General features: G+C 73.9%; 24 protein-coding genes. 10 read left to right on the forward strand and 14 right to left on the reverse strand.

The features are described from left to right. Window positions 1-83: 83 nt before the first annotated feature. From proC to FJR00_RS00315, 4 genes are read right to left on the reverse strand one after another with little or no spacing between them, the layout of a single operon-like run. Window positions 84-893 carry a pyrroline-5-carboxylate reductase gene (gene proC, locus FJR00_RS00300; RefSeq protein WP_141336970.1) on the reverse strand — a complete coding sequence of 270 codons (810 nt, stop codon included), beginning with the start codon at window positions 891-893 and terminating at the stop codon, window positions 84-86. 2 nt (window positions 894-895) lie between these two features. Next, window positions 896-1,861, reverse strand: a complete 966-nt coding sequence (locus FJR00_RS00305) for a proline dehydrogenase family protein (protein ID WP_141336971.1) — start codon at window positions 1,859-1,861, stop codon at window positions 896-898. Window positions 1,862-1,870: 9 nt separating this feature from the next. After that, the gene (locus tag FJR00_RS00310) at window positions 1,871-2,689 is read right to left on the reverse strand and encodes a sugar phosphate isomerase/epimerase family protein (RefSeq protein ID WP_075957191.1); all 819 of its coding nucleotides are present in this window, start codon (window positions 2,687-2,689) and stop codon (window positions 1,871-1,873) included. Then, complete coding sequence (locus FJR00_RS00315; RefSeq protein WP_141336972.1) at window positions 2,682-3,611, reverse strand: Ppx/GppA phosphatase family protein; 930 nt, start codon at window positions 3,609-3,611, stop codon at window positions 2,682-2,684. The genes FJR00_RS00310 and FJR00_RS00315 overlap by 8 nt, the downstream gene beginning before the upstream one ends. A 31-nt stretch (window positions 3,612-3,642) precedes the next feature. Here FJR00_RS00315 and FJR00_RS00320 point away from each other — a divergent pair, with 31 nt between their 5' ends. From FJR00_RS00320 to FJR00_RS00335, 4 genes are all read left to right on the forward strand, one after another. Continuing rightward, entirely contained in the window at window positions 3,643-4,419 is a 777-nt protein-coding gene (locus FJR00_RS00320; protein ID WP_141336973.1) for a DUF3109 family protein, read from the forward strand. A 55-nt stretch (window positions 4,420-4,474) separates the two neighbouring features. Beyond that, on the forward strand, window positions 4,475-5,926 hold the full coding sequence (gene radA / locus FJR00_RS00325) for a DNA repair protein RadA (protein WP_202876556.1): 1,452 nt from the start codon (window positions 4,475-4,477) through the stop codon (window positions 5,924-5,926). Between the two features lie 59 nt (window positions 5,927-5,985). After that, window positions 5,986-7,068 carry a DNA integrity scanning diadenylate cyclase DisA gene (gene disA, locus FJR00_RS00330; protein WP_141336975.1) on the forward strand — a complete coding sequence of 361 codons (1,083 nt, stop codon included), beginning with the start codon at window positions 5,986-5,988 and terminating at the stop codon, window positions 7,066-7,068. A gap of 80 nt (window positions 7,069-7,148) precedes the next feature. Beyond that, window positions 7,149-8,006 (forward strand): HhH-GPD family protein, encoded by an 858-nt coding sequence (locus FJR00_RS00335; RefSeq protein WP_272949555.1) that lies wholly within the window; start codon window positions 7,149-7,151, stop codon window positions 8,004-8,006. Here FJR00_RS00335 and FJR00_RS00340 read toward each other — a convergent pair. Beyond that, the gene (locus FJR00_RS00340; RefSeq protein WP_181409419.1) at window positions 7,979-9,091 is read right to left on the reverse strand and encodes a lipid II:glycine glycyltransferase FemX; all 1,113 of its coding nucleotides are present in this window, start codon (window positions 9,089-9,091) and stop codon (window positions 7,979-7,981) included. The genes FJR00_RS00335 and FJR00_RS00340 overlap by 28 nt on opposite strands. An 80-nt stretch (window positions 9,092-9,171) precedes the next feature. Between FJR00_RS00340 and FJR00_RS00345 the strand changes: the two genes are divergently transcribed. Together FJR00_RS00345 and FJR00_RS00350 are read left to right on the forward strand one after the other, a co-directional pair. After that, window positions 9,172-10,215 (forward strand): lipid II:glycine glycyltransferase FemX, encoded by a 1,044-nt coding sequence (locus FJR00_RS00345; protein ID WP_141336977.1) that lies wholly within the window; start codon window positions 9,172-9,174, stop codon window positions 10,213-10,215. A 35-nt stretch (window positions 10,216-10,250) separates the two neighbouring features. Beyond that, window positions 10,251-11,297, forward strand: coding sequence for a lipid II:glycine glycyltransferase FemX (locus FJR00_RS00350; protein ID WP_141336978.1), 1,047 nt, complete (start codon window positions 10,251-10,253; stop codon window positions 11,295-11,297). Window positions 11,298-11,309: 12 nt separating this feature from the next. Here the strand turns inward: FJR00_RS00350 and FJR00_RS00355 are convergent, their stop codons facing one another. The 4 genes from FJR00_RS00355 to ku all read right to left on the reverse strand — a co-directional run bounded on the left by FJR00_RS00355 (window position 11,310) and on the right by ku (window position 16,903). Next, on the reverse strand, window positions 11,310-12,359 hold the full coding sequence (locus tag FJR00_RS00355) for a lipid II:glycine glycyltransferase FemX (RefSeq protein WP_141336979.1): 1,050 nt from the start codon (window positions 12,357-12,359) through the stop codon (window positions 11,310-11,312). A 127-nt stretch (window positions 12,360-12,486) separates the two neighbouring features. Next, window positions 12,487-15,048, reverse strand: a complete 2,562-nt coding sequence (locus FJR00_RS00360) for an ATP-dependent Clp protease ATP-binding subunit (protein ID WP_141336980.1) — start codon at window positions 15,046-15,048, stop codon at window positions 12,487-12,489. A gap of 176 nt (window positions 15,049-15,224) precedes the next feature. Next, window positions 15,225-15,887 carry a hypothetical protein gene (locus tag FJR00_RS00365; protein ID WP_075957198.1) on the reverse strand — a complete coding sequence of 221 codons (663 nt, stop codon included), beginning with the start codon at window positions 15,885-15,887 and terminating at the stop codon, window positions 15,225-15,227. Window positions 15,888-15,907: 20 nt separating this feature from the next. Beyond that, a complete protein-coding gene (ku, locus tag FJR00_RS00370) occupies window positions 15,908-16,903 on the reverse strand; it encodes a non-homologous end joining protein Ku (protein WP_141336981.1) in 996 nt (331 codons plus the stop codon). A 17-nt stretch (window positions 16,904-16,920) separates the two neighbouring features. On the opposite strand from ku, the gene FJR00_RS00375 reads away from it, so the two are divergent. From FJR00_RS00375 to FJR00_RS00385, 3 genes are all read left to right on the forward strand, one after another. Continuing rightward, a complete protein-coding gene (locus tag FJR00_RS00375) occupies window positions 16,921-17,907 on the forward strand; it encodes an ATP-dependent DNA ligase (protein WP_141336982.1) in 987 nt (328 codons plus the stop codon). Beyond that, complete coding sequence (gene ligD, locus FJR00_RS00380) at window positions 17,904-18,752, forward strand: non-homologous end-joining DNA ligase (protein ID WP_141336983.1); 849 nt, start codon at window positions 17,904-17,906, stop codon at window positions 18,750-18,752. Before FJR00_RS00375 ends, ligD begins: the two co-directional genes overlap by 4 nt. Window positions 18,753-18,846: 94 nt before the next feature. Continuing rightward, window positions 18,847-19,320 (forward strand): cupin domain-containing protein, encoded by a 474-nt coding sequence (locus FJR00_RS00385; RefSeq protein ID WP_075957200.1) that lies wholly within the window; start codon window positions 18,847-18,849, stop codon window positions 19,318-19,320. Window positions 19,321-19,418: 98 nt separating this feature from the next. Here FJR00_RS00385 and FJR00_RS00390 read toward each other — a convergent pair whose 3' ends face one another. The 5 genes from FJR00_RS00390 to FJR00_RS00410 all read right to left on the reverse strand — a co-directional run bounded on the left by FJR00_RS00390 (window position 19,419) and on the right by FJR00_RS00410 (window position 25,051). Beyond that, a complete protein-coding gene (locus tag FJR00_RS00390) occupies window positions 19,419-19,748 on the reverse strand; it encodes a histone-like nucleoid-structuring protein Lsr2 (protein WP_377465868.1) in 330 nt (109 codons plus the stop codon). 137 nt (window positions 19,749-19,885) lie between these two features. Then, window positions 19,886-20,083 (reverse strand): hypothetical protein, encoded by a 198-nt coding sequence (locus FJR00_RS00395; RefSeq protein WP_141336984.1) that lies wholly within the window; start codon window positions 20,081-20,083, stop codon window positions 19,886-19,888. Then, window positions 20,083-21,534, reverse strand: a complete 1,452-nt coding sequence (gene lysS / locus FJR00_RS00400; protein ID WP_141337136.1) for a lysine--tRNA ligase — start codon at window positions 21,532-21,534, stop codon at window positions 20,083-20,085. Before lysS ends, FJR00_RS00395 begins: the two co-directional genes overlap by 1 nt. A gap of 100 nt (window positions 21,535-21,634) precedes the next feature. Next, entirely contained in the window at window positions 21,635-23,821 is a 2,187-nt protein-coding gene (locus FJR00_RS16575) for a methylated-DNA--[protein]-cysteine S-methyltransferase (RefSeq protein ID WP_141336985.1), read from the reverse strand. A gap of 99 nt (window positions 23,822-23,920) precedes the next feature. Beyond that, window positions 23,921-25,051 carry a calcium/sodium antiporter gene (locus FJR00_RS00410; RefSeq protein ID WP_141336986.1) on the reverse strand — a complete coding sequence of 377 codons (1,131 nt, stop codon included), beginning with the start codon at window positions 25,049-25,051 and terminating at the stop codon, window positions 23,921-23,923. Between the two features lie 18 nt (window positions 25,052-25,069). Between FJR00_RS00410 and FJR00_RS00415 the strand changes: the two genes are divergently transcribed. Continuing rightward, a complete protein-coding gene (locus tag FJR00_RS00415; RefSeq protein ID WP_141336987.1) occupies window positions 25,070-26,149 on the forward strand; it encodes an SAM-dependent methyltransferase in 1,080 nt (359 codons plus the stop codon).

The raw sequence follows: 26,149 nt of genomic DNA on the forward strand, positions 1-26,149 counted from the left end.
GTCACACGGCCGGACGGCCCCGTCGAGGTGCCCGGGTGGGCCGACCGGGGCGCGACCGGCCCGCCCGGGACCCTCCGGGGACGTCAGGACGGGGGTGGGGACAGCTCGTGCGACCGGCGGGCGGCCGCCTCCATCGCGGTGAGGAAGGCGGCCCGGACCTTGTGGTCCTCGAGCGCGCGGAGGGCGGCGACGCTCGTGCCGCCCGGGCTGGACACCTGCTCGCGCAGCACCGTGGGGTGCGTTCCGGTCTCCCGGATCATGGTGGCCGCGCCGTACAGCGTCTGGACCACCAGCTCGGTGGCGGTGTCCCGCGGCAGGCCCAGGAGGACGCCCGCCTCGATCATGGCCTCCACGACGTAGAAGATGTAGGCCGGTCCGCTGCCGCTGATGGCGGTGACGGCGTCCTGGTGGGACTCGTCCAGCACGATGACCTGCCCGACGCTGCGCAGGAGCTGGCGGGCCTGGTCCAGCTGGTCGGGGCTGCAGTGCCGCCCGGGGCTGATCCCGGTCATGCCCTGGTCCACGAGGGCCGGGGTGTTGGGCATCGCGCGGACCACGGAGGTGCCCGCGGGCAGGTGGTGCTCGAGGAACTCGGTGGTGATGCCGGCCGCGATGGACACGACGAGCGTCCCCGGCCGCACCTCGTCGTGGACCTGCTCCATGAGGGCCGCCATGTCCTGGGGCTTGACCGCCAGCACGACGACGTCGGCCTCGGCGACCGCCGCGTCGGAGGCCGCCGTCCGGGCCCCGTGGTCGCCGGCCACCTGGGCGGCGCGCTCGGCCCAGCGGTCGGCCACGACGAGGTCCTGCGGGTCGTGGCCGGAGCGGACCAGCGCCGCGAGCAGGGTGCTGCCCATGACCCCGGCGCCCAGGAGGGCGATCGTGGTCCCCATCCTCAGCCCCGCGTCGCCAGGCCGCGCAGGAAGAACGCCAGGTTGGCCGGACGTTCGGCCATCCGCCGCATGAGGTAGCCGTACCACTGCTCCCCGTAGGGCACGTAGACGCGCATCCGGGCGCCCGTGGCCGCCAGCCGCAGCTGCTCCTCAGGACGGATGCCGAGCAGCATCTGGAACTCGAAGGTGTCCGGCTCGCGCTGGGCCTTGTCGGCCAGCACGGTGGCGATCTCCACGATCCGGGGGTCGTGCGAGGCGACCATGGGGTAGCCGGGACCCTCCATGAGGATCTTGAGGCAGCGCACGAAGGACCGGTCGACGTCCGCCTTGTCCTGGAAGGCCACGGACTCCGGCTCCTTGTAGGTGCCCTTGCACAGCCGCACCCTGGAGCCTTCGGTGGCGAGGTCGCGGCAGTCCTGCTCCGTCCGGTACAGGTAGCTCTGCAGGACGGCCCCCACCCAGGGCCAGTCCTGACGCAGGTCGCGCAGCACCGACAGGGTCAGGTCGGTCGTGGTGTGGTCCTCGGCGTCGAGCGTCACCGTCGTGCCGGCGTTCGCGGCCGCCTGGCAGATGACCCGGGCGTTCTCCAGGGCGATGGCGTTGCCGTCGCTGCCCAGCGCCTGCCCGAGGGCGCTGAGCTTGAGGCTGACCTCGACGGTGCCGTCGGCCGTGAGACCGGCCTCCGACAGCGCCTGCAGCAGGCCGACGTAGGCGTCCCGGGTCCGCTCGGCCATCACCGGGTCGACGGTGTCCTCGCCGAGGTAGTCGATGGTGACCAGCCGACGGGTGTCCACCAGCTCGGTGGCCACCCCGATGACGTCCTGGTCGGAGACCCCGCCGACGAACCGGCGGACGACCTCCCGGCTGACGGGCGCGGCCTCGACCACCGAGCGGAGCTGGTCGTTGCGGCTCATCCCCAGCAGGGTCTGGCGCATCAGCGCGGACGGGTTGAGGTCGGCGAGGTCCATGGGCACAGGCTACGCCCGGAGGGGCTGAGCACCGGGCAGGTCGTGCTGCCCCAGGTGGTGACGGGCGTAGGCGAGAGACTCGGCCAGCGCCTCCTCCCGCACGTCGGTGCGCATCTTGCGGGTGCTCACCTCCAGGCTCACCACCCCGTCGAACCCGGTGCTCACGAGGTGCTCGAGCACGTCGCCGCACCGTTGGCTCCCCCGGCCGGGGACCAGGTGCTCGTCCTTGAACGACCCGAACGAGTCGCCGAGGTGCAGGTGGCTGACCCGGTCCCCCAGGTCCTGGGCCAGGGCGAGCGGGTCGATGCCGGACGTGGCGGCGTGCGAGATGTCGAGGGTGACGTCGCCGTAGGGGAAGTCCCGCGGGTCGGGCCCGGGGAGGTAGGCCTGCATCGCGTTGACGCCGGACCGCCAGGGGAACATGTTCTCCACGGCCAGCTTCACGCCCCAGCTGGCCTGCCGCTGGGCGACCCCCTCGATGAAGTTCTCGGCATACCCCCGCTGCCACCGGAAGGGTGGGTGCACCACCACGCAGCCCGCCCCGACCTCGGCCGCCAGGTCGAGCGACCGCTCGATCTTGCCCCACGGGTCCCACCCCCACAGCCGCTGGGACAGCAGCAGGGTGGGTGCGTGGATGGCCCCGATGGTCAGGCCGTGCAGCTCGGCGAGGGAGCGCAGCGCGCCCGCCTCCTGGGTGACCGGGTCGGTCCAGACCATGATCTCCACCCCGTCGTAGCCCAGCCGTTGGGCGACGTCGAAGGCGTAGGCGGCGTTCTCGGGGTAGACCGACGAGGTCGACAGGTGGACCGGGATGTGGGTCTCAGTCATCGGGCAGTCCGTCCAGGAATCGTAGGATCAGGCCCTCTCGCAGGGCCCAGGGGCACACCGTGATGGACTCGGTGCCGAGCAGCTCCATGGCCGACTCCACGACCAGGGCCCCGGCCAGCAGCTGGGGGGCCCGGGCCGCCGACACCCCGGGGAGCCGGGCGCGTTCGGCCGCGGTGGTGCGGGCGAGCCGGGGCACGAGCCCGGACAGGTCGGCCAGGCTGAGCGTCCGGGTCACGTAGGGCCCGTCCGCCCGCGGGGCCGCCCCGCAGATCCGGGCCAGGGACCGGACCGTCTTGCTCGTCCCGACGGCCAGCTGCGGCTCCCCCACCCGGGCCAGCTGCGGCTGCACGGTGGCGATCCTGCTGCGGACCCGCTTGCGCAGGCCCCGCACGTCCTCGGGGTCGGGCGGGTCCCCGGCCAGCTCCCGGGTCAGCCGTCCGGCCCCCAGCGGCAGCGAGACGGCCACGTCGGGCTCCTCGTCCAGCCCGGCGGCCAGCTCCAGGGACCCGCCGCCGACGTCGATCATGAGCAGGCGGCCGGCGGACCACCCGAACCAGCGCCGCACCGCCAGGAATGTCACCCGGGCCTCGTCGTCGCCGTCGAGGACCTGCAGGTCGACGCCCGAGGCGGTCGCCACGCCCGCCAGCACGTCCTCGGTGTTGCCGGCGTCGCGGATGGCGCTCGTGGCGAACCCCATCACCTGCGAGACCCCTCGGCTCTCGGCGACCTCGACGCAGTCGACGACGAGCCTGGCCAGCGTGGCGGCCCCCTCCGGGGAGATGTCACCGTCCGCGGTGAGGTGCTCGGCCAGCCGCAGGGGCACGCTGTGGGACCAGTCGGGCCGCGGGTGCGCGCCCGGGTGCGCGTCCACGACCAGCAGGTGGACGGTGTTGGAGCCGACGTCGATGACTCCGAGGCGCATGCCCGTCATTATTGCCCCCTACCCTGGCGGGGTGACGGAGACCCCGCTGGACGCCCCCCGCGCGTGGGTCGAGTTCGTGGACCCCGCGGAACCGGCGCAGCGCGTCAGGGCGGACCTGACCTGGTTGACCTCGCGCTGGCACTGCCTGTTCGGCCAGGGGTGCCGCGGCATCGACGCCACCCGGCCGGAGGCGGGGTGCTGCACGCTCGGGGCCCATCTCACCGACGCCGACGACCTGGAGCGGGTGGGCCGCGCCGTCGACCGGCTGGACGCCTCCGTCTGGCAGCAGCACGCCGTCGGGACCCGGGAGGGCTGGCACGTGCCGGAGGAGGACACCACCGCCACCCGCGTCGTCGACGGCGCCTGCATCTTCCTCAACGACCCAAGGTTCCCCGGTGGTGCCGGATGCGCCCTGCACGCGCTGGCCCTGGCCGAGGGCCGCGAGCCGCTGACCACCAAGCCGGACGTCTGCTGGCAGCTGCCCGTCCGCCGGTCCTACCGGGAGGTGGAGCTGCCCGACGGCCAGGCCTACCTGGAGGTGACGGTCACCGAGTTCGACCGCCGGTCGTGGGGTCCCGGCGGGCACGACCTGGACTGGTACTGCACCGGGTCCCCCGACGCGCACACCGCCGTCGAACCGGTCTGGCGGTCCCTGCGGGCCGAGCTGGTGGAGCTCCTCGGGGCCGAGGCGTATGCCGTGCTCGCCCGGTTCTGCGAGGAGCACGAGCGCCGCCGGCTGCCCCTCCTGGTGCACCCGGCCACCGAGGCTGCCCGCGGGACCGGGGGCGGGAGGGGCCGGACGGACTGACGGGGGGATGGCCCGACGGGCAGGGCCTGTCGGTCGCGGCCCCTACGCTGGCCGGGTGGCGAGCAGGAGCGGGACCAGACCGACGTACCGGTGCACCGAGTGCGGCTGGACGACCGTGAAGTGGGTCGGCCGGTGCGGGGAGTGCCAGGCCTGGGGCACCGTGGTGGAGCAGGGCGCACCGGCGGCGGTGCGCACGTCCGCCCAGCCGCCGCCCCGGCCGGCCCGCCCGATCGCCGACGTCGACGCCCGGACCGCCCGAGCACGGCCGACGGGGGTCGGGGAGTTCGACCGGGTCCTGGGTGGTGGCCTCGTCCCGGGGGCGGTCGTCCTCATGGCCGGCGAGCCCGGGATCGGCAAGTCCACGCTGGCCCTCGACGTCGCCGCCCGGGCCGCCCGGGACGGACGGCGCGTGCTCTACGTCTCCGGGGAGGAGTCGGCCGCGCAGGTCAAGCTCCGCGCCGAGCGGATCGGCGCCCTCGCGGACACGCTCTACCTCGCCGCCGAGACCGACCTGGCCACGATCCTGGGGCAGGTGGAGCAGACCGACCCCGAGCTGCTCGTCGTGGACTCCGTGCAGACCGTGGCCTCGGCCGAGGTGGAGGGGGCGCCCGGCAACGTGGGCCAGGTCCGCGAGGTCGCCGCCGCCCTCATCCAGGCCGCCAAGTCCCGCGGCATCGCGGCCGTGCTCATCGGGCACGTCACCAAGGACGGGTCGATCGCCGGGCCGCGGGTGCTCGAGCACCTCGTGGACGTCGTCGTCCAGTTCGAGGGCGAACGCCACTCCCGCCTGCGACTGGTCCGGGCCGCGAAGAACCGCTTCGGCCCGACCGACGAGGTCGGCTGCTTCGACCTGGGCGACGGCGGCATCACCGGGCTGCCCGACCCCAGCGGGCTCTTCCTGACCAGTCGTGACCGACCCGTGCCGGGGACCTGCGTCACGGTCACCCTCGAGGGGCGCCGGCCCCTCGTGGCCGAGCTGCAGGCCCTCGTCAGCGAGGCGGCGGCCGGCTCCCCGCGACGCACCACCAGCGGCCTGGACTCCTCCCGGCTGGCGATGGTGCTGGCGGTCCTCGGCCAGCGGGCCGGGGTGCCGCTCGGCCGGCACGACTGCTACGCGAGCACGGTGGGCGGGGTCCGGCTGACCGAGCCCGCGGCCGACCTGGCCCTGGCGCTGGCGCTCACGGGCGCGCTGGTCGACCTCCCCCTGCCGGTCGGCACCCTCGCGGTCGGCGAGGTGGGTCTGGCCGGCGACCTGCGACCGGTGACCGGCCTGCCACGGCGGCTCGCCGAGGCCGCGCGCATCGGGTTCACCGAGGCGGTCGTCCCGACCGGTTCGTTGAGCGAGGGCGGGCCGCCCCCGGGGATGCGCGTGCACGAGGTGGCCACGCTGGCCGAGGCCGTCGCGCTCGTCGACCGGGCGGCCAGGGCCGCCGGTACGACGGATAGGTCGAGGCCCATGGACGGTTCCGGTCGGCCGGTCGAGACGGTCGCCGCCCGGGACGCATAGGATCGTCGCGGGGACGAACAGGCGGGCCCCCGGCCAGACCCGCCGGAAGGTGAGGACCGATGGCTGAGCGCACCGACGAGGACCTGCTGCGGGCCACGCTCGCCGCGGTGGCACCCGGCACCGACCTGCACGACGGCCTCGAGCGCATCCTCCGGGGCAGCACCGGGGCGCTCATCGTGCTGGGCAGCGACCGCACGGTGGAGTCGATCAGCAGCGGCGGCTTCGAGCTCGACGTGGAGTTCTCGGCCACCCGGCTGCGCGAGCTGGCGAAGATGGACGGCGCCATCGTGCTCAACCGCGACGGCAGCCGGATCCTGCGGGCGGCCACCCAGCTCGTGCCCGACCCCTCCATCGAGACCCGCGAGAGCGGCACCCGCCACCGCACGGCCGAACGGGTGGCCAAGCAGACCCAGCTGCCGGTCATCTCGGTCAGCCAGTCGATGTCGATCATCGCCCTCTACGTGGGCTCGACCCGCCACGTCCTGGAGCCGAGGGCCCAGATCCTGGCCCAGGCCAACCAGGCCCTGCAGACCCTGGAGCGCTACCGCTCCCGGCTGGACGAGGTCACCGCCAACCTCTCGGCGCTGGAGATCGAGGACCTGGTCACGATCCGGGAGGTCGCCTCGGTGCTGCAGCGCCTGGAGATGGTGCGCCGCATCAGCGCCGAGATCGAGCAGTACGTCGTCGAGCTCGGCGTCGACGGACGCCTGGTCGGGCTCCAGCTGGAGGAGCTGACGGGCGGCATCGGGCGGGACCGCGAGCTGGTCATCCGGGACTACGCCGCCGCGGCCGAGGCGATCCGCGAGCCCCTGGACGTGCTCGACTCCCTGTCCCGGCTCGACCCCGCCGAGCTGCTCGACCTCACCGCGGTCGCCCGCTGCCTGGGCATCACGGTCATCGGGGACGGGATGGACCACCACAGCCTCAGCCCGTTGGGCTACCGCCTCCTGCACCGCATACCCCGCCTGCCGGGGGCGATCGTCGAGCGGCTCGTCGACCACTTCGGCAGCTTCCAGGCGCTGCTCAGCGCGGGCCTGGAGGACCTGCAGCAGGTCGACGGCGTCGGGGAGGCCAGGGCCCGGGCGGTCCGCGAGGGCCTGTCCCGCCTGGCGGAGTCCTCGATCCTGGAGCGTTACTCCTGACCGCCTGGCCCCACGGCCGCCGGACCGTCGACGACGCCCACGTCCCCGGCGGCCCGGACCTCGACCGGCTGCACGGGCAGGTGCTGGACTGGTATGCCGTGCACCGCCGGGACCTCCCCTGGCGCCGCCGCGGCTGCAGCCCCTGGGGCGTGCTCGTCTCGGAGGTGATGCTCCAGCAGACCCCGGTGGCCCGCGTCGAACCGGTGTGGCACCGCTGGATGGAGCGCTGGCCCACGCCCGCCGCGCTGGCCGGCGCTCCGGCCGGGGAGGCGGTCCGTGCCTGGGACCGGCTGGGCTACCCCCGCCGGGCACTCCGGCTGCACGCCGCGGCCGGCGCGGTCGTGGAGCGGCACGGGGGTCGGGTGCCGGACGGGGAGGAGGAGCTCCGCTCCCTGCCCGGTGTCGGCGCCTACACGGCGGCCGCGGTGGCCGCCTTCGCGTTCGGGCGGCGCACCGTCGTGGTCGACACCAACGTCCGCCGGGTGCACGCACGCGCCGTCGGGGGCCGGGCGCTGCCGGCGCCGGCGCTGACCGCCGCCGAGACCGCGCTGGCCGGGCGGCTGCTGCCTGCCGACGCCCCCACCGCCGCGACGTGGAGCGTGGCCGTCATGGAGCTCGGGGCCTTGGTCTGCACCGCGCGGGCGCCCCGGTGCGGCAGCTGTCCGCTGGTGCGGCGCTGCGCCTGGGTGGCCGCCGGATCCCCGCCCGACGACGGCCCGCCCCGGCGGGGGCAGGCCTGGGAGGGGACGGACCGGCAGTGCCGCGGCCGGCTGCTGCAGGTGCTGCGGGAGGCAGAGGGCGCGGTGGCCGGCGGGCGGCTCCGGGCCGTGTGGCCCGAGGAGCTCCAGCGGGAGCGGTGCCTCGACGGCCTGGTGGCCGACGGTCTCGTGGAACCGCTGGCCGACGGGCGCTACGCCCTGCCCGGCTCGCCCCGCTGAGCCACCCGCTTCCGGGCCCGGGAGACCCCCGCGGAGACCGCCCGACGGGCCCGCTGCACCAGGGGGTAGGCCCGGGTGAGCGCCGCGTGGAGGGCCTTGTTGTGGACCACGTCGATCTCACCGATCAGCTCGGTGACGCCGTCGCCCTTGGCCAGCGAGCGCTTGAAGAAGTACAGCCCGTCGGACTCGTCCAGCTCGAAGACGCCCCCCAGGTCGTAGGACTCGGCCCCGCGCCCGATGCCCCACATCATCAGCTCATGGTTCATCAGGTGGTTCGGCCGCAGCTCACGCCTGGTGTCGTTGGACCCGGCGTAGAGGTAGTAGAGCTTGCCGTAGTAGTCGACCGTCACGGCCGCGGCCAGGTCGTCGCCCTCGTGGCGGGCGCGGGCCACGGTCGTGCGGTCCGGGAAGGCGTCACGGATGCGGTGGAAGTAGCCCAGCTCCCGGGTGGTGATCTCGTTGCGCCGTCCCATGTAGGTGTAGATCTCGTGAAAGACGCGCAGGTCCTCGTCGCTGCCCCCCTGGTCGACCACGACCCCCTTCTTGCGGGCGTTGCGCACCATCCGGCGGGCCGTGCTGTTGTACTTGGCCATCAGCTCGTCCTCGGAGAGCTGCCGGCCGGACTCGTCCTGCAGCCGGACCACCATGGTGTAGCGCGGCTGGATGACGTCGTCCTTGCCGGCACCGACGTTCTTGACGACCCAGCCCGGCTGGGACCGCAGCCACCGGTCGAGGTCCTCGTCGAAGCGCACCTCCGGGTCGAAACGGGTGAGCACGGCGCGGTGCTTCCTCACCAGCGGCTGCGCCTCGGCCAGGACGCGCAGCACCAGGTCCTTGTCGTTCCAGTCCACCAGCGGCCCCCGGGGTGCGTAGAGCACCGAGAACCCGCCCGGCAGCCGGCGGACGAGCAGGGTCATGGCGGCGAGGATGCGACCGTCCTCCTCGACGTACACCGCCTCCTGGCCCCACTCGCTCTTGACCGCCCCCCACCGCAGGTCCTGGGTGACGGCGCGGTGCGGGTGGGCACGGACGAACGCCGAGTAGCGGTCGACGGCGGCGGGATCGGTGAGGTCCAGGACAGGCACGCGGACTACCGTACCCGCCCCTGGGCGGCGTCCTCCCGCGCACGGCGCCGGCGCCCCGGGCCTCGCATAGGCTGGCCCGCATGGCTCTGACGTTCGAGACCTCCCCTCCGGCCGCACGCTGGAACGCCCGGATCGCGGCCGCTCCGAACGGCGGCAACATCTACCAGAGCCACGAGCTCGGCGAGGTCAAGCGGATGGCGCGCTGGCGCCCGCTCTACGGCGAGTCGCACGGGGTGGCCATGACCATCCACGAGAAGTGGGCCCCGGGCTTCGGCAAGGTCTGGTACCTGCCGAAGGGGCCCTGCGTCGCCGACACCGCCGCCCTGCGACCCCTGGTCGAGGACCTTCGTGCCGCCGCCCGCTCCGCAGGGGTGCTCTTCGTCCGCCTGGAGCCCGAGATCCGCGAGGAGGACCGGACCGTGGCGGAGCTGACCGCGATGGGTCTGGTGCGGACCGACCCCGTCCAGCCCCATTCCTCCACGGTCGTCTTCCCCCTGCCGGGGACGGCCGACGAGCTGCTCGCCGCCTACCCGGCCAAGACCCGCAACATGGTGCGCCGGGCCGGGCGTGAAGGGGTGCAGGTCGAGCGGGCCCCCGGCACGCCGGAGACCTACGAGCTGATGTGGCGGCTGTGGTCAGCGGTCGTGGAGGACCAGGGCCTGGGCGTCCGCGGCCACGACTACTTCGTGGAGAGCTGGCGGATCATGGTCGACAGCGGCCTGGCCCAGGTGTTCGTGGCGCGCCTGGAGGAGGAGCCGCTGGCCTGGGCCCTGGTGGCCACCCTCGGCCGCTCGGCCGCCTACAAGGAGGGCGCCAGCCTGCGGGACCGCCCGGTGCCGGGCGCCAGCCAGCTCCTGCAGTACGAGGGGATGCGCTGGGCGATCGAGCAGGGGGCCCGCACCTACGACCTCGTGGGGGTGCCGCACTCCTCCCGCCTGGACGACCGGTCCGACCTGCGCTACGGCCTCGGGGTCTTCAAGCGGGGCTTCACCAAGGAGGTCACCGACTGGGTGGGCGCCTGGGACCTGGTGCTGCGCCCCCGCAGGTATGCGGTGTGGCAGCGCATCGGGCAGCGCGTCGTGACGCGCCTGCAGCGGCGGGAACGCGGCGACGCGTTCTGGTGACGGGCACGGGCCCGGGGGGTCCGTAGGATGACCGCATGGGTCTGATCGAGAGCCGGCCACCGAACGCCGCCGAGTGGAACGCCCAGGTGGTCCGGGCCCCGGGTCGCCCCTCGATGTTCCAGACGGACGAGTTCGCGCAGGTCAAGGCCCGCGCAGGGTGGACCCCCCGCTACCTGGTCGTCGACGGGGTCGCCGTGACCGTGCACACGCGGCAGGCGCCGGGCCTGGGGTCGGTGTGGTACGTCCCCAAGGGACCCTCGGTGGCCGAACCTGCGCAGCTGGAGCCCCTCCTGGCCCAGCTGGCCGACCTGGCCCGGGACGCCGGTGCCTTCCTCCTCAAGGTCGAGCCCGAGCTGCTGGAGAACCCCGAGAACCTGACGGCCCTGGGGTCGATGGGCCTGGTGCGGGCAGGACGGGTGCAGACCAACGCCTCCACCGTGCTCGTCGACGTCTCCGGCACCCCCGAGGAGCTCCTCTCCAGGCTGCCGGGCAAGGTGCGCAACCAGGTGCGCCGCGCCCACAAGGACGGCATCGAGGTCGAGCAGGCCGAGGCCACGGAGGAGAGCTACGACCGGATGTGGCGCCTGTGGACCGAGGTCGTCGAGGACCGGGGGGTGTTCACCCGCGACCGCGACTACCAGGTCGGGCTGTGGCGCACCTTCTGCGAGTCGGGCCTGGGTCAGCTGTTCTTCACCCGCTTCGAGGGGCAGGACGTGGCCGGCGCGTTCGTCACGGTGGTCGGCGACGTCGCCTGCTACAAGGACGGTGCGAGCGTGCGGGACCGTCCCGTCCGCGGTGCCAGCCAGCTCCTCCAGTACGAGGCCATGGTCTGGGCGCAGGGCCGGGGTGCGAACGTCTACGACCTGTGCGGCACCCCGCACTCGAGCAGGGTGGCCGACCCCGAGGACCCGTTCCACGGCATCGGGGTCTTCAAGCGCGGGTTCAACAAGGAGGTCACCGACTGGGTGGGAGCCTTGGACCTGCCGTTGCGTCCCCGTCGCTACCAGATGTGGAACCGGTTCGGCCACCGGGTGCTGGCCAAGGTCCTCGCCCGCGGACGGAGCGGCGCGACGTTCTTCTGACCGCCCGGGCCGTCAGTAGAACAGCGGGTTGCGGGCCCGGGTGAGCCGGGCGTACACCCTCCGGCCGAAACGGTCCCACGCGGCGGTCCGGCGCCGGTCCAGCACCAGCCGCGTGGTGCCGACCGTGTCGGTGATCGGGCCGAAGGCCGTCTTGAACTGCACCAGGCCGTGCAACTGGTGGTCGGGGTCGTCGGCCTGCCAGCTGGGCGGCGCGCCGTAGAGGTCGTAGGTGGTGGCCCCGTGCTCCTTGCACCACCGGATGGACTCCCACTGCACGCGGTACTGCAGGCCGTTGGCCGACGGGGTGCGCACCGAACCGCCGTCGCGGTAGTAGCCCAGGTGGCCGTGCTTCCAGATGAAGGCGGCGGCCTCGGGCTCGGCCACGTCGGCGGACGAGCGGGCCAGCACGACGTGGCCCTGACCGAGGTCGCGGTAGAGCCGCCACGCCGTGACGTAGTAGTCCTTGGGGCGCAGGGGGAAGCCCGCACGTTCGACCGTGGGCGCGTAGAGCTGCCAGAAGGCCTCGATGGCCGCGTCGTCGGTCCGGTGCTCGATGACCGCGTCGGCCGACTTCCGGATGGACCGACGCGCCCGTTGCCGGAAGGAGGCGAGCAGCTCATCCTCGGTGGGGCGCAGGTCCAGCAGCACGGTGTGGTGGCCCTGCTGGAGGTCGAGGAACTCCTCCAGGCCCGGGACGTCGGCCACCAGCTCGGACCGGGCCCGCGGCCCGTCGGCCGGGACGGGGGGCTCGAGGATGACCGCGAAGGCTCCGACGGTGCGCAGGTCCTCGCACACGGCCCGCACGTGCTCGGGCTCGGTCACCCGCGGCCCCATGGGTGCGTACCACAGCTCCCCGAACGGGGGCACCTTCTTGACGAGGTAGAGCGCCGGGACGGCCGGCCGGCCGGGGTGCTCGTGCACCATCAGGTGGTGCCGTGCCCACGCGCCCGCCTTGATCGTCGCGTAGGGCGGCAGCTGCATGAGGTCCATCCCGCCGGGGCTGGCCCGGACCAGCTCGTCCCAGTCCGCGGTCTCCTGGGCGGTGGCGTGGCGCAACGTCATGGCGCCAACCCTAGCCGTCGGCCCGGACGGGGCAGACACCCTGGACGGGGTGGTCACGGGGGACGGGGCGCGCCCCCCGCTGGGATGCGCGCCCCGTCCTCGACCGTGGGTATGCCGGCGGCCCGGCTCAGCCGGCGTGCTCGCCCTGCTCCTCGCCACCACCGCCGGAGGGGGCGGTCTCCACCGGCAGGGTGTCCGGCACCTCGGCCGGCTTGGGCTGCCCGGTGAAGGTGAACACCTTGTCGCGGGTCTTGTCCTGCCCGCCGGTGTCCTCGACGTCGACGACCACGATCTGCCCGGCGCCGATCTGGCCGAAGAGGATCTTCTCGGAGAGCTGGTCCTCGATCTCCCGCTGGATCGCGCGGCGCAGCGGCCGGGCGCCCAGGACGGGATCGTAGCCCTTCTTGGCGAGCAGCTCCTTGGCCGCCTGCGTGAGCTCGATCGCCATGTCCTTGTCCTTGAGCCGCACGTCCAGCTTGGCGATCATCAGGTCGACGATCTGGACGATCTCGTCCTGCGACAGCTGCGGGAAGACGATCGTGTCGTCCACGCGGTTGAGGAACTCGGGACGGAAGTGCTGCTTGAGCTCGTCGATGACCTTGTTCTTCATCCGGTCGTAGCTGCTCAGGGTGTCCGGTCCGGCGGAGAAGCCCAGGGAGATCCCCTTGGCGATGTCCCGGGTGCCCAGGTTGGTCGTCATGATGATGACCGTGTTCTTGAAGTCCACGACCCGGCCCTGCGAGTCGGTCAGGCGACCGTCCTCGAGGATCTGCAGCAGGCTGTTGAAGATGTCCGGGTGGGCCTTCTCGACCTCGTCGAAGAGGACGACCGAGAACGGCTTGCGCCGCACCTTCTCGGTGAGCTGGCCGCCCTCCTCGTAGCCGACGTAGCCGGGGGGCGAGCCGAACATCCGCGAGACGGTGTGCTTCTCGGAGTACTCCGACATGTCGAGGGTGATGAGGGCGTCCTCGTCACCGAAGAGGAACTCGGCCAGCGCCTTGGCCAGCTCGGTCTTGCCGACGCCGGTGGGGCCGGCGAAGATGAACGAGCCACCGGGACGGCGGGGGTCCTTCAGCCCGGCGCGGGTGCGGCGGATCGCCTGCGACAGGGCGGTGATGGCGTCGTCCATGCCCACGATCCGCTTGTGCAGCTCGTCCTCCATGTGGAGCAGCCGCTGGGACTCCTCCTCGGTGAGCTTGAACACGGGGATGCCGGTGGCGGCGGCGAGGACCTCGGCGATCAGCTCCTCGTCGACCTCGGACACGACGTCCATGTCGCCGTTCTTCCACTCCTTCTCGCGCTCGGCACGGGCCTGGGTGAGCTTGTGCTCCTCGTCCCGCAGCCGGGCCGCCTTCTCGAAGTCCTGGGCGTCGATCGCCGACTCCTTCTCCCGCTTGGCGTGGGAGATCTTCTCGTCGAACTCGCGCAGGTCCGGCGGTGCGGTCATCCGGCGGATGCGCAGCCGCGCGCCCGCCTCGTCGATGAGGTCGATCGCCTTGTCCGGCAGGAAGCGGTCGTTGATGTAGCGGTCCGCCATCCCGGCGGCCGCCACGAGGGCGGCGTCGGTGATGGACACCCGGTGGTGGGCCTCGTAGCGGTCGCGCAGCCCCTTGAGGATCTCGATGGCGTGCGACAGCGTCGGCTCGTTGACCTGGATCGGCTGGAACCGGCGCTCCAGGGCCGCGTCCTTCTCGATGTGCTTGCGGTACTCGTCGAGGGTGGTCGCCCCGATCGTCTGCAGCTCGCCGCGGGCCAGCATCGGCTTGAGGATGCTGGCGGCGTCGATCGCGCCCTCGGCCGCCCCGGCCCCGACGAGGGTGTGGATCTCGTCGATGAACAGGATGATGTCGCCGCGGGTGCGGATCTCCTTGAGCACCTTCTTGAGGCGCTCCTCGAAGTCGCCGCGGTAGCGGCTACCGGCCACCAGGGCCCCCAGGTCGAGGGTGTAGAGCTGCTTGTCCTTGAGGGTCTCCGGCACGTCCCCGCGCACGATCCCCTGGGCCAGGCCCTCCACCACGGCCGTCTTGCCGACGCCGGGCTCACCGATGAGGACGGGGTTGTTCTTGGTGCGGCGGGACAGCACCTGCATGACCCGCTCGATCTCCTTCTCGCGCCCGATGACGGGGTCGAGCTTGCCCTCCCGGGCGGCCTGGGTCAGGTTGCGGCCGAACTGGTCCAGCACGAGGGACCCGGCCTGCTGGCCCTCGGCCCCGCCGCTGGGTCCGACGCCGGCGCTGGCGGTCTCCTTGCCCTGGTAGCCGGACAGCAGCTGGATGACCTGCTGGCGGACCTTGTTGAGGTCGGCGCCGAGCTTGACGAGGACCTGGGCGGCCACGCCCTCGCCCTCGCGGATCAGGCCGAGCAGCAGGTGCTCGGTCCCGATGTAGTTGTGGCCCAGCTGCAGCCCCTCGCGCAGGGACAGCTCCAGGACCTTCTTGGCCCTGGGGGTGAAGGGGATGTGCCCGGTCGGGGACTGCTGCCCCTGGCCGATGATCTCCTGGACCTGCTCGCGGACCGCGTCCAGCGAGATGCCCAGGGACTCCAGCGCCTTGGCGGCGACGCCCTCCCCCTCGTGGATCAGGCCGAGCAGCAGGTGCTCGGTCCCGATGTAGTTGTGGTTGAGCAGCCGCGCCTCTTCCTGGGCGAGCACCACGACCCGCCGGGCCCGGTCGGTGAACCGTTCGAACATCGTCACTCCTCGACTAGCGTCTCGTCACGCGGTCGGCGGCCGGAGCCCACCCGCGCGGGCGTACGTCCACTCTACGTGGCGTCTGAGAACCTCAACGTCCTCGTCCACCCTCGGTGTTCCACGACGGTGGTCTGTTCGCCCCCGGCATAACGCCGGCCCGTCCGGGCGGTGCCGGCTCAGGGTCCGGTCGTGGCCGCCGCCTCGTCCGAGAGGGCCTGGCTCGGGCTGCACCCGACGGCCGCGTCGAGCCGCTTGGCGGCCTCGGTCAGGGCCTGGCGCAGCCCGGCGGTCGCCTCCTCGCCGGTCTCGCCCAGCGACTCGGCCACGAGCGTGTAGGGGATCCGCTCACCCCGGTCCTGCGCGTCGGGGGCGGTGCACAGGGTCAGGGCGGTGATCAGGCCCGGGGAGACGAAGGAGACGCCCAGGTGCTCGGGGCCGCCGCGCACCTGGGCAGCCGCCTCCGCGCGCTCCCGGGCGAGGTCGCGGGCCTCCTCCCCGAGCTGGATCGCCAGCCGCACGGCCGGCTCCTGCTCGCCGGGGCCGCCGACGAGCACCTCGCAGACCCAGCTGTCCTCGTCGTCCTCGGTCACCAGCTGGCGGGGAGACTGCGCCTCGGCCCCCACCGCCGCACGCAGGGTGGCCGGCGAGACGTACTCGCACAGCCAGCCGGTGCCCGTCCCCGGCTCACCCTCCAGCCCGTCGTCGCTGGTCCGGGCGGAGTCCTCGGCCGCCACGGGGGGCGCTTCGGGCTCCTCCGAGGTGCAGGCCGACAGGGCGACGGCGAGACCGGCCACCAGGGCGGCGCCGCGACGGGACGGGACCGTGGACAGCATGCGCATGGCCGCAGATGATAAGCGGCTCAACCGGCCTTCTTGCGGGTGGAGGTGCTCTTGTCGCCCGTCTTCCTGGCCGCCGCCTTCCTGGGGGCCGTCTTCTTGGCCGCTGCCTTCTTCGGGGCCGTCTTCCTGGCGGGCGTCTTCCGGGGGGCCGTCTTCTTCGCGGGCCCGTCCGCCGCCTCCTCGGCCTCGCCCCCGTCGTCGGCCGACCCGCCGTCCTCGGCGGACTCCCCGCGGCCGGCCCGGGCGCGCTCGACGGAGCGCTGCAGGGCGGCCAGCAGGTCCACGACCTCTCCGGACTCCCCGTCCTCCTCGGCCTCGGGTGGCTCGGTGACCTCCCCGCCCTCGATCTTGCTCTGCACGAGGGCCTCGACGGCCTCCTTGTAGTCGTCGACGTGCCCCTCGGGCTCGAAGTCGCCGGCCATCGACTCCACGAGCATCCGGGCCATGGCGATCTCGTTGTCCTTGGGGTCGCTGACCTCCTCGAGGTGGTCGAGCCGGGAGGCGTCCCTGACCTCGTCGGGCCACAGCAGCGTCTGCAGCACGATCGCGTCGTCCAGCACCCGGAGCACGGCCATCGTCATCCGGCTGCGCACGGACACCGTGACGACCGCCACCCGCTCGGACTCGCGCAGCGCCTCCCGCAGGAGCCCGTACGCCTTGGCCCCCATGGCGTCCGGCTCGATGTAGTAGGCGCGGTCGTACAGGATCGGGTCGATCTGGTCGATAGGCACGAACCGCTCGACGGTGATCTCCTTGCTGGACCGGTTGGGCAGCGAGGCCAGGTCCTCGTCGGTGAGCACCACCGTCCGACCGTCCTCGGTCTCGTAGGCCTTGGCGATCTCCTTGTAGGGCACCTCCTCCCCGTCGGCCTGGGCCACCCGCTTGTAGCGGATACGGCTGCCGTCGCTGGCGCGCACCTGGTGGAACGACAGGTCGTGGTTCTCGGTCGCCGAGTACAGCCGGACCGGCACGTTGACCAGCCCGAACGACACGGCTCCCTTCCAGATCGCTCGCATTGGTCAAGGATGGACCCATGCGCCCCATGCTCGCCACCCCTGGAGACCCGCGCACCGGACCTCCGGCCGGGGCCTCCTGGGCCCACGAGATCAAGTGGGACGGCATCAGGGTGCTGGCCGACGTCCACGGCGGACGCCTCCGGCTGCTGACCCGCAGCGGGCGCGACATCGCGGTGGCCCTGCCCGAGCTGCAGTCCCTGGCCACGGTGGGCGAGGACCTGCTCCTCGACGGGGAGGCCGTGACGATGATCGGAGGACGCCCCTCGTTCAGCCACGTGGTCGACCGGGTGCACACGACGTCGGCCACCGCCGCGGCCCAGCTCGCCCGCACCCGACCGGTCACCTACCTGGCGTTCGACCTCCTCCGCCTGGACGGGCTGGACCTCACCGGGCTGCCGTGGACGGCGCGCCGGTCCGCGCTGGAGGACCTCCTCGACGACGTGCCCGGGGTGCAGGTCCCGCCGGTCTTCGACGACGGTCGCCAGCTGCTCGCCGCCACCGGCGAGCAGGGCCTCGAGGGCGTGGTGAGCAAGCGTCGGTCGGCTCCCTACCAGCCGGGCCGGCGGTCGCCGGACTGGCTCAAGTTCCCCCACCGCGACCGTCGGAGCGTGGTCGTCGGCGGCTGGCGGGTGCAGACCGGCACCGCCGACCGGCTGGGCGCCCTGCACGTGGGGCTGCCGGTGGACGACGGCTCCGGGGCGGCCGCCCGGGACGACCGGGGACGGCTGCGGCTGACCTACCTGGGCCGCGTGGGCAGCGGCCTCGCCGGGCGGGCCGGGGACCGCCTGCAGGCGGTGCTCCGGCAGGTGCCGGTCGCGCCGTACCCCTTCACGACCGACATCCCACGGCCCGAGGCGGCCGGGTCGACGTGGCTGGAGCCGCAGGTGGTCGTCGACGTGGCCTCCCTGGGCATCACCCCGGGGCTGGGACGGCTGCGCCAGCCGTCCTTCCAGGGGGTCCGGCCCGACGTTGCCCCGGAGGACCTCCTGGAGGTGGCGCCGTGAGCAGCCAGAGCGTGCGCGTCGGCGGGCGGACCCTGCGGGTGAGCAACCTGGAGAAGGTGCTCTACCCGGCGACGGGGACGACCAAGGGCGAGGTGCTGAGCTACTACGTGGCCCACGCCGACCGGATCCTGCCCGAGCTGGCCGACCGGCCGGTGACCCGGATCCGCTGGCCGGAGGGCGTGGCCGCGGACCACTTCTTCGAGAAGAACCTTCCTCCCGGGGCCCCCGACTGGCTGCCTCGCGTGACGGTGCCCACACCCGGGTCCTCCCGAGGCCGGGACACCATCACCTTCCCGCTCGTGCCCGACGTGGCCGCGCTCGTCTACCTGGTCAACCTGGGCAGCCTGGAGCTGCACGTGCCGCAGTGGCGGGTGGACGAGGAGGGCACGCCCCGGCCCCCGGACCGGATGGTGGTCGACCTCGACCCGGGGCCGGGGGCGGGGCTGCGCGAGTGCGCCCGGGTTGCCGTGCTCGTGCGGGCGCGGCTGGACGCGGTGGGCCTGTCCACCTCCGCGGTCACCAGCGGTTCCAAGGGTATGCAGCTCTACGCGCCGCTGGAGGGTGCCCGGGGGGCCGACGAGGTCAGCGCCGTGGCGAGGTCGCTGGCCGAGCACCTCGCCGAGGAGCATCCCGACCTGGTCACCGCCCGGATGGCCCGGGCCGAGCGGCCCGGCAAGGTGTTCCTCGACTGGAGCCAGAACAACGCCGCCAAGACGACGATCTGCCCCTGGTCGCTGCGCGGGCGGGAGCGGCCGCAGGTGGCCCTGCCCCGGTCGTGGGACGAGGTGGAGGCGGCCGACGCCGGGACGACCGAGCTGGTGCAGCGCACCCTCGACGAGGTCTGAGCCGCCGGCCGGCAGCGGCCCGACCCGCCGTCGAGGGTCGGACACCCGGGAGTAGGTTGGGAACCGCACACCATCTCTGCCGAAAGGACGTGCCATGGTCAGCGACAACGGTCCCCAGCCCAACGTGTTCGACATCGAGGAGGCCACGACGGGCAACGATGACTACCGCCGGGTCGCGTGGACGGGCAAGTATCTCCAGGTCACGCTCATGTCCATCCCCGTCGGGGGTTCCGTGGGGCTGGAGGTGCACCCCGAGACCGACCAGTTCCTGCGGCTGGAGGCGGGCCGGGGGCGGTGCGTCATGGGTCCGGCGAAGGACGACCTGGACTTCCAGCAGGACGTCGAGGACGACTGGTCGATCCAGGTGCCCGCGGGCACGTGGCACGACGTCGTCAACACCGGGGACGAGCCGATGAAGTTGTACGCCGTCTACGCCCCCGTCCACCACGCCCACGGCATCGTCCAGGCGACGGCCGACGACGCCGAGCAGGACGAGGAGTCCGGCAAGGACGAGCCGCCCTCCTGGACGGAGCAGCCGGGCTCGGGCGAGTCCGACGAGACCGCCTGAGGATCCGACGACGAAGCCCGGCCGTGCAGGTGCACGGCCGGGCTTCGCACGTCGGGCGCCCCGAGGTTCACGGCCGGGGGGCGGCCGGACGCCGCGGGTCAGTGCGCAGCGGCGTAGGCGTCCTGCAGCTCTTGGGAGACCCGACCGCGGGAGCTGACCTTGAAGCCGTTCTCCCGACCCCACTCACGCATCTTGGCCAGCTCGTCGGCCTTGGCCGAGGAGCCGGAACCCGAGCCCGAGCCGCGGCGACGGGTCTGGCGGCGGCCACCGGCACGGCGGGCCTCGCCGATCCAGCGGGCGAGGTCGTCCCGCAGCTGCGCGGCGTTCTCGTCGTTGAGGTCGATCTCGTAGGTCACCCCGTCGAGGGCGAACTCCACCGTCTCGGTGGCTTCGCCGCCGGAGATGTCGTCCTCGAGAATGACCTGCACACGCTGAACCATAGGCGTCTCCTGGGGGAATGTCGTTGACGTGCCGGACAGGGATTTGGCGGCACGCGTCAACTGTAGCGAACAATTGCCTCCACCGGAAAGCCCTGTGGATTGTCGGCCAGGAATGTTCGGACGGGTCAGTCCTCGGGGACGGAACGTGCCGACGTCCCGGCCTCCTTTGCGTCCTGCTCGGCCTCCCACCGACGCAGCGCCGCCCGTTCCCGACGGTCGCCCTCGACGAGGTGCTTCAGAATGACCCAGAACAGGAACAGCAGCCCGGCCGAGGGAATGAGCGCGGCCAGGACCATCCAGCTGTCGAGCAGGAATGAGGTCATCACGCCTCCGGCTTGAGGAACGGAAAGAGGATGGTCTCACGGATCCCCGCCCCGGCCAGCAGCATGAGCAGCCGGTCCAGGCCCATGCCCAGCCCGCCCATCGGCGGCGCGGCGTACTCCAGCGCACGGAGGAAGTCCTCGTCCAGCTGCATGGCCTCCAGGTCGCCGCCGGCGGCCAGCAGGGACTGCTCCGTCAGCCGGCGGCGCTGGATCTCCGGGTCGATCAGCTCGGTGAAGGCGGTGCCGCGCTCCACCCCGGCGATGATGAGGTCCCACGCCTCCACCAGCCCGTCGTGGGTCCGGTGCTGCCGCGCCAACGGCTGGGCGATCTCGGGATAGTCGTGCACGAAGGTGGGCTGCAGCAGGGTCGGCTCGACCAGGTCGCCGAAGATCTCCATCGCGATGCGGCCGGCGTTGTGCTCGGGCCGGACCGGAATGTCGTGCCGTCCTGCCAGGGCCACCATCTCCTCGCGGGAGGTGCGCACGTCGACCTTTTGCCCGACCGCGGCCGAAAGGCCTTCGTAGAACGACAGCCATCGCCATTCCCCGTCCAGGTCGACCATCCCCATCGGCGTGGCGATGCGACGTTTCCCCACGGCGTCGGCGGCGGCCAGGATCATGCGTTTCATGAGCTCGGCCATGGAGTACTGGTCGCCGTGGGCCTCGTAGACCTCGAGCATGGTGAATTCCGGGCTGTGCGTGGAGTCGATTCCCTCGTTGCGGAAGATCCGGCCCATCTCGTAGACCTTTTCCACCCCGCCGACCACGGCCTTCTTGAGGTAGAGCTCCAGCGCGATCCGCAGCGTCATCGGCATGTCGAAGGCGTTCAGGTGGGTGCGGAACGGCCGGGCCGCGGCCCCGCCGTGCACCGCCTGCAGCACCGGCGTCTCGACCTCGACGTATCCCTCGTCCTCGAGCACCCGGCGCACGGCGCGGGTCACGGCGGCCCGGTCCAGCACCATCTGGCGGGCCTCCTCGCGCACGACGAGGTCGACGTAGCGCTGACGGACGCGCTGCTCCTCGGAGAGCTCCTTGTGCAGCACCGGGAGGGGTCGCAACGCCTTGGACGCCATCTGCCACTCATCCGCCATCACCGACAGCTCACCGCGCCGGGAGGAGACGACCCGGCCGTGGACGAAGACGTGGTCGCCCAGGTCGACCCAGTGCTTCCACCGGTCGAGCGCCTCCTGGCCGACCTCGGCGAGGGAGAGCATGGCCTGGAGGCGGGTGCCGTCCCCGGCCTGCAGGGTGGCAAAGCAGAGCTTGCCCGTGTTGCGCACGTGGACGACACGGCCGGACACGCCCACCGGGTCGTTGGTCTCCTCGCCGGCGGCCAGGTGGTCCCAGCGCGCCCGCACCTCGGCGAGGGAGTGGGTCACCGGGACGGACACGGGATAGGGGTCCACCCCCGCCTCGAGCATGGCGGCCCGCTTCTCCCGGCGGATCTGCATCTGCTCGGGGACGTCGACGTCCGGGACCTCGGACTCCAGGGCCTTGTGCTGGGGCGGCTCGCTCACCCCGACAGGGTATCCGCCGGCGCGGGCGGTCCGGTCAGAGCAGGGACAGCCCGGCCACCCGTCGCTCCAGGTCGAGCAGGGCCTGCTTGCGCTCCACGCCGCCGCCGTAGCCGGTGATGGCCCCCGCGCTGCCGACCACCCGGTGGCAGGGCACGACGACCGAGACGGGGTTGCGCCCGTTGGCCAGCCCCACGGCCCGGGCGGCCCCCGGCTGCCCGATGCGGGCGGCGAGCTCGCCGTAGGACCACGTGCTCCCGTAGGGGATGAGCCGGAGGGCGGCCCACACGCGCTGCTGGAACGGGGTGCCCGGGGCCTGCACGGGCAGGTCGAACTCCGTGCGTCGCCCGGCCAGGTAGTCGGAGACCTGCCGGGCCGCCTCCTGCAGGACGGGGTCCGCCTCCTGCAGGTCGACGGTCGGACCGAGGTCGGCCGGGGCGTGCCGGTGCTGCTCGAAGTAGACGCCGGTGAGGTGCCGTCCGTCGCCGACGAGGCGGAGCCGGCCGAGCGGACCGTCGAGATGGACGTGGGTGGGGGTCGGGGTCGTCGTCGGGCTCATGGTCGCTCCAGCGGGTTCAGGGTGGGGTCGGAGGGAAGGGGGTGCGTGGCGCGCAGCAGCTGGAGGGCGTACCCCCGCCAGGGCCGCCAGGCGCGGGCCCGGTCGGTCAGGGCGGTCGGGGTGTCCCCCAGGCCGGCGGCGGCCGCCCGGCGCAGCACGTCGAGGTCGCCGGCGGGGAAGGCGTCCGGGTCGCCGAGCCGCCGGCGGCGGCCGCCCGGCGCAGCACGTCGAGGTCGCCGGCGGGGAAGGCGTCCGGGTCGCCGAGCCGCCGGCGGCGGCCGCCCGGCGCAGCACGTCGAGGTCGCCGGCGGGGAAGGCGTCCGGGTCGCCGAGCGCGCGCAGCGCGACCGTCTCCACCGTCCAGGGTCCCACGCCGGGGACGGCGGCCAGCGTCGCGCGGGCCTCCTCCCAGGAGGCTCCCGGCCCCAGGTCGATGCTCCCGTCGGCCAGGGCCGCGGCCAGCGCCAGCAGGGTGCGCCGACGAGCCTGCGGCATGCCGGGGAGATCCTCCGGGGACGCCGCGGCGACCTCGGCGGGCCGGGGGAAACGGTGGGTCGGCCCGCCCGGCTCCCGCAGCGGGACGGGCAGCTCCACGCCCAGCGTGCGGACCAGCTCGGCGGCCATCCCGTTCGCCCGCGCCGTCGAGACCTGCTGCCCGAGGACCACGCGCAGCGCCGTCTCGTCGGGGTCGACCGTCCCGAGCGGACGGACCCCGGGAGCCGCGGCCACCCGGTGGCGCAGGGCCGGGTCGCGGGCCAGGTGCTCGTCGACGGCGTGGGGGTCGGCGTCCAGGTCGAGCAGCCGGCGGAGCCGGCCGGTCGCCGCCGCCAGGTCCCGCACGTCCGTGAGCCGCAGCCGCACCCGGACGTGCCGGGCCCCCGGGGAGGGCACCTCCACCCGGACGAGCGCAGGACCGTGCGGCAGGTCCAGTGCGCGCTCCCAGCCGTCGTCGCGCCAGACCTCCAGGCCCGGGACCGCCCGGGTGCGCAGCTGGTCCGCGAGGCTCCCCGGGTGCAGCGGGGCCCGGAACGGCAGCCGCACCTCGACCTGGGCGGCGGACCCGGCGGGGCGCTCCGGCGCGGGGCCGGCGGACGCGGGCCGGCCTGCGGCGGCCCGCCGCAGCGCGGTCGGGGTGGTGGCGTAGACCGCCCGGACGGTGTCGTTGAACGCCCGGAGGCTGCCGAACCCGGCCGCGTGGGCCACGTCGGAGACGGACAGGTCGGTGGACTCCAGCAGGGTGCGGGCCGTCTGGGCCCGCCGGGCCCGGGCGAGGGCCAGCGGCCCGGCCCCCAGCTCGGCCGTGACCAGGCGCTCCAGCTGCCGGGTGGAGTAGCCCAGCCGGTCGGCCAGGCCGCGCACCCCCTCACGGTCGACGACGCCGTCGGCCACCAGCCGCACCGCCCGGGCGACGAGGTCGGCCCGTGGCCGCCAGCGGGGGGACCCCGGGGTGCTGTCGGGCAGGCACCGCCGGCAGGCCCGGAAGCCGGCCCGCTGCGCCGCCGCGGCCGAGGGGTAGAAGGAGAGGTTGGCCACCTTGGGGGTGATCGCCGGGCAGCTGGGTCGGCAGTAGATCCCGGTGCTGGTGACCGCCGTGACGAACCACCCGTCGAACCGGGGGTCCTTGCTGCGGACGGCGGTCACGCACCGGTCGTGGTCGAGCTGCACCCCTCCATGCTGCGGTCCAGGCCGTGGTCCGGTCCAGCAGGAAAACGACATTGCGCTCGAGCACGGGCCAGGACCGACCCAGGACCCGACCGATCCGACTCAGCCGCCCGCCGCGGCGCGCCGTCGCCGCTCGGAGATCCGCCCCAGCTCGTAGGCCGCCGTCGTGGCCACCGCCAGGACCACGAACGGCAGCACGAAGAGCGTCATCACCGTGGTGAAGCCGGACAGGGCGTCGTGGGAGGTCGCCTGGAGCACCACGTAGCCGACGTAGGCGCCGTAGAGCGCGACGAACAGGCCGCCCTCCCAGCGGGCGACGACGAACCCGGTGAAGGCCACCGGCAGGAGCACCAGGCTGGTCGCCAGCATGACGGGCAGGTCGAGGGCCAGGACGGCAGCCGGGACGTCCAGCCCGCGGGCCAGGAGCGCCGGCAGGCCCAGGACCAGGCCGAGGTTGGCGATGCAGCTGCCGACGACGTTGCCCAGCGCCAGGTCGCGCTCCCCCCGCAGGGCCGCGACGGCCGACGCGGCCAGCTCGGGCAGCGAGGTGCCGACCGCCACCACCGTGAGGCCGACGACGAGACCGCTGACCCCCAGTGCGGTCGCCACGGCCGTGGCCCCCGAGACCAGCTGGCCCGCCCCGACCACCAGCAGGACCACCCCGCCGAGGACGAGCAGCACGGCCGCCCACAGGGGCAGGACGCCGTCGTCCGGCCCCGCCGCCTCGTCCTCGCCCCGCCCCTCCTCGGTGCCCGGGGCGGGAGCCGGCCCGTCGCCGGGGTCGCGCCGGGCGATCCACACGCTGGCCACGAGGTGCGCGACGAAGATCGTCAGCAGCACCACGCCGTCCCCCACGCCGATGCGGCCGTCGAGGGACAGCAGCAGGGCGAGCACGCCCAGCGCCAGCATGACGGGCACGTCGACCCGCACGATCCTCCGCCGGGCCGTCAGCGGCAGGATGAGCGCCGAGATCCCGAGGATGAGCAGCACGTTGGCGATGTTGGAGCCGACGACGTTGCCCAGCGCCAGCTCGGTCTCCCCCCGCACCGCGGCCCCGGTGGTGACCGCCAGCTCGGGCGCCGACGTGGCGACCGAGACCACCGTGAGGCCCACCACGAGCGGGGCCAGCCCGGAGCGGACGGCGAGCGCCGACGCACCGCGCACCAGCAGCTCACCCCCGCCCACGAGCAGCACCAGGCCCAGCACGATCCGAGCGACGTCGAGGAGGTCCACGTGCGGCACAGTAGTGGGGTGCACCCCGACCGGCAGCCCCGCCGCGGCGCGCCCGGTCCGCCGAGACCCTGGGCCGAGGCGTGGGCGGAGGCCCTCTACGGCGACGACGGCTTCTACCGCTCGCACGCGCCCGCGGAGCACTTCCACACCTCCGCGCAGGGCATCCCCGGCGCCGGCGCCGTGCTGGCCGAGGCCGTCGTGCGGCTGTGCCGTCGGCACGGCCTGCACGAGGTGGTCGACGTCGGTGCCGGTCGCGGCGAGCTGCTGGCCGAGGTGCACCGTCTCGCGCCGGACCTGCGGCTGCACGGGGTCGACGTCGTCGGGCGCCCGTCCGGTCTGCCCGTGGACCGGTGGACCCGGTCCCCGGGGGGCGGCTCCCTGCCCGCCGACCTGCGGGACCTGCGGTCGGCCCTCGTGCTGGCCCACGAGTGGCTCGACGTCGTCCCCTGCCCCGTGCTCGCCCGCGACGACGCCGGGGTATGGCGCGAGCTCGCCGTGCACGCCGACGGCACCGAGGTCCTCGGCCCGGTCGCCTCGCCCCCGGACCTGGCCTGGGCGCGTCGGTGGCTGGGCCGGCAGGTGCACCGGGCCGAGGTGGGCCGCCCCCGCGACCGGGCCGCCGCCGACCTCGTCTCCCGGGTCGACCAGGGGCTGGTCCTGCTCGTCGACTACGGGCACACCCGCGCGGACCGGCCGCCCGGGGGGACCTTGACGGGCTACCGCGACGGGCGGCAGGTCGACCCCGTCCCGGACGGCTGCTGCGACCTGACCGCCCACGTGGCCTGGGACAGCGTCGTGGACCACCTGGGCCCGGCCGCGACGTCGACCTCCCAGCGCGCCGCCCTGCTGGGGCTGCTGGAGGACGACGGCGCGGCGGCCGACGGCGCGGCCGGCACCGGCGGGGCGCTCCTGCCCCCCGTGCCGCACGCGCTCGCCCGGGCCGACCCCGCGGCATACCTGGCCCGGCTGGCCCGCCGCGCCGCCCTGGGCGCGCTCACCGCCCCCGGCGGCCTCGGCGACTTCGGCTGGGTGCTCGTGCCCGTCGGACCGTCCGCCGCGGGCCGCGGCCGCCCCGACGAGGACCCCCCGGCGGGCTAG

Source organism: Ornithinimicrobium kibberense, assembly GCF_006519705.1.
Taxonomy (GTDB): domain Bacteria; phylum Actinomycetota; class Actinomycetes; order Actinomycetales; family Dermatophilaceae; genus Ornithinicoccus; species Ornithinicoccus kibberensis.

Excerpts from the sequence above, each read along its gene's own strand:
- FJR00_RS00310 (WP_075957191.1), bottom strand. The coding sequence starts at position 2,689 with ATGACTGAGACCCACATCCCGGTCCACCTGTCGACCTCGTCGGTCTAC.
- proC (WP_141336970.1), bottom strand. The coding sequence starts at position 893 with ATGGGGACCACGATCGCCCTCCTGGGCGCCGGGGTCATGGGCAGCACC.
- FJR00_RS00355 (WP_141336979.1), bottom strand. The coding sequence starts at position 12,359 with ATGACGTTGCGCCACGCCACCGCCCAGGAGACCGCGGACTGGGACGAG.
- disA (WP_141336975.1), top strand. The coding sequence starts at position 5,986 with ATGGCTGAGCGCACCGACGAGGACCTGCTGCGGGCCACGCTCGCCGCG.
- FJR00_RS00385 (WP_075957200.1), top strand. The coding sequence starts at position 18,847 with ATGGTCAGCGACAACGGTCCCCAGCCCAACGTGTTCGACATCGAGGAG.
- FJR00_RS00305 (WP_141336971.1), bottom strand. The coding sequence starts at position 1,861 with ATGGACCTCGCCGACCTCAACCCGTCCGCGCTGATGCGCCAGACCCTG.
- FJR00_RS00375 (WP_141336982.1), top strand. The coding sequence starts at position 16,921 with ATGCGCCCCATGCTCGCCACCCCTGGAGACCCGCGCACCGGACCTCCG.
- FJR00_RS00345 (WP_141336977.1), top strand. The coding sequence starts at position 9,172 with ATGGCTCTGACGTTCGAGACCTCCCCTCCGGCCGCACGCTGGAACGCC.
- FJR00_RS00395 (WP_141336984.1), bottom strand. The coding sequence starts at position 20,083 with ATGACCTCATTCCTGCTCGACAGCTGGATGGTCCTGGCCGCGCTCATT.
- FJR00_RS00350 (WP_141336978.1), top strand. The coding sequence starts at position 10,251 with ATGGGTCTGATCGAGAGCCGGCCACCGAACGCCGCCGAGTGGAACGCC.
- FJR00_RS00360 (WP_141336980.1), bottom strand. The coding sequence starts at position 15,048 with ATGTTCGAACGGTTCACCGACCGGGCCCGGCGGGTCGTGGTGCTCGCC.
- FJR00_RS00365 (WP_075957198.1), bottom strand. The coding sequence starts at position 15,887 with ATGCGCATGCTGTCCACGGTCCCGTCCCGTCGCGGCGCCGCCCTGGTG.
- ku (WP_141336981.1), bottom strand. The coding sequence starts at position 16,903 with ATGCGAGCGATCTGGAAGGGAGCCGTGTCGTTCGGGCTGGTCAACGTG.
- lysS (WP_141337136.1), bottom strand. The coding sequence starts at position 21,534 with ATGCAGATCCGCCGGGAGAAGCGGGCCGCCATGCTCGAGGCGGGGGTG.
- FJR00_RS00315 (WP_141336972.1), bottom strand. The coding sequence starts at position 3,611 with ATGCGCCTCGGAGTCATCGACGTCGGCTCCAACACCGTCCACCTGCTG.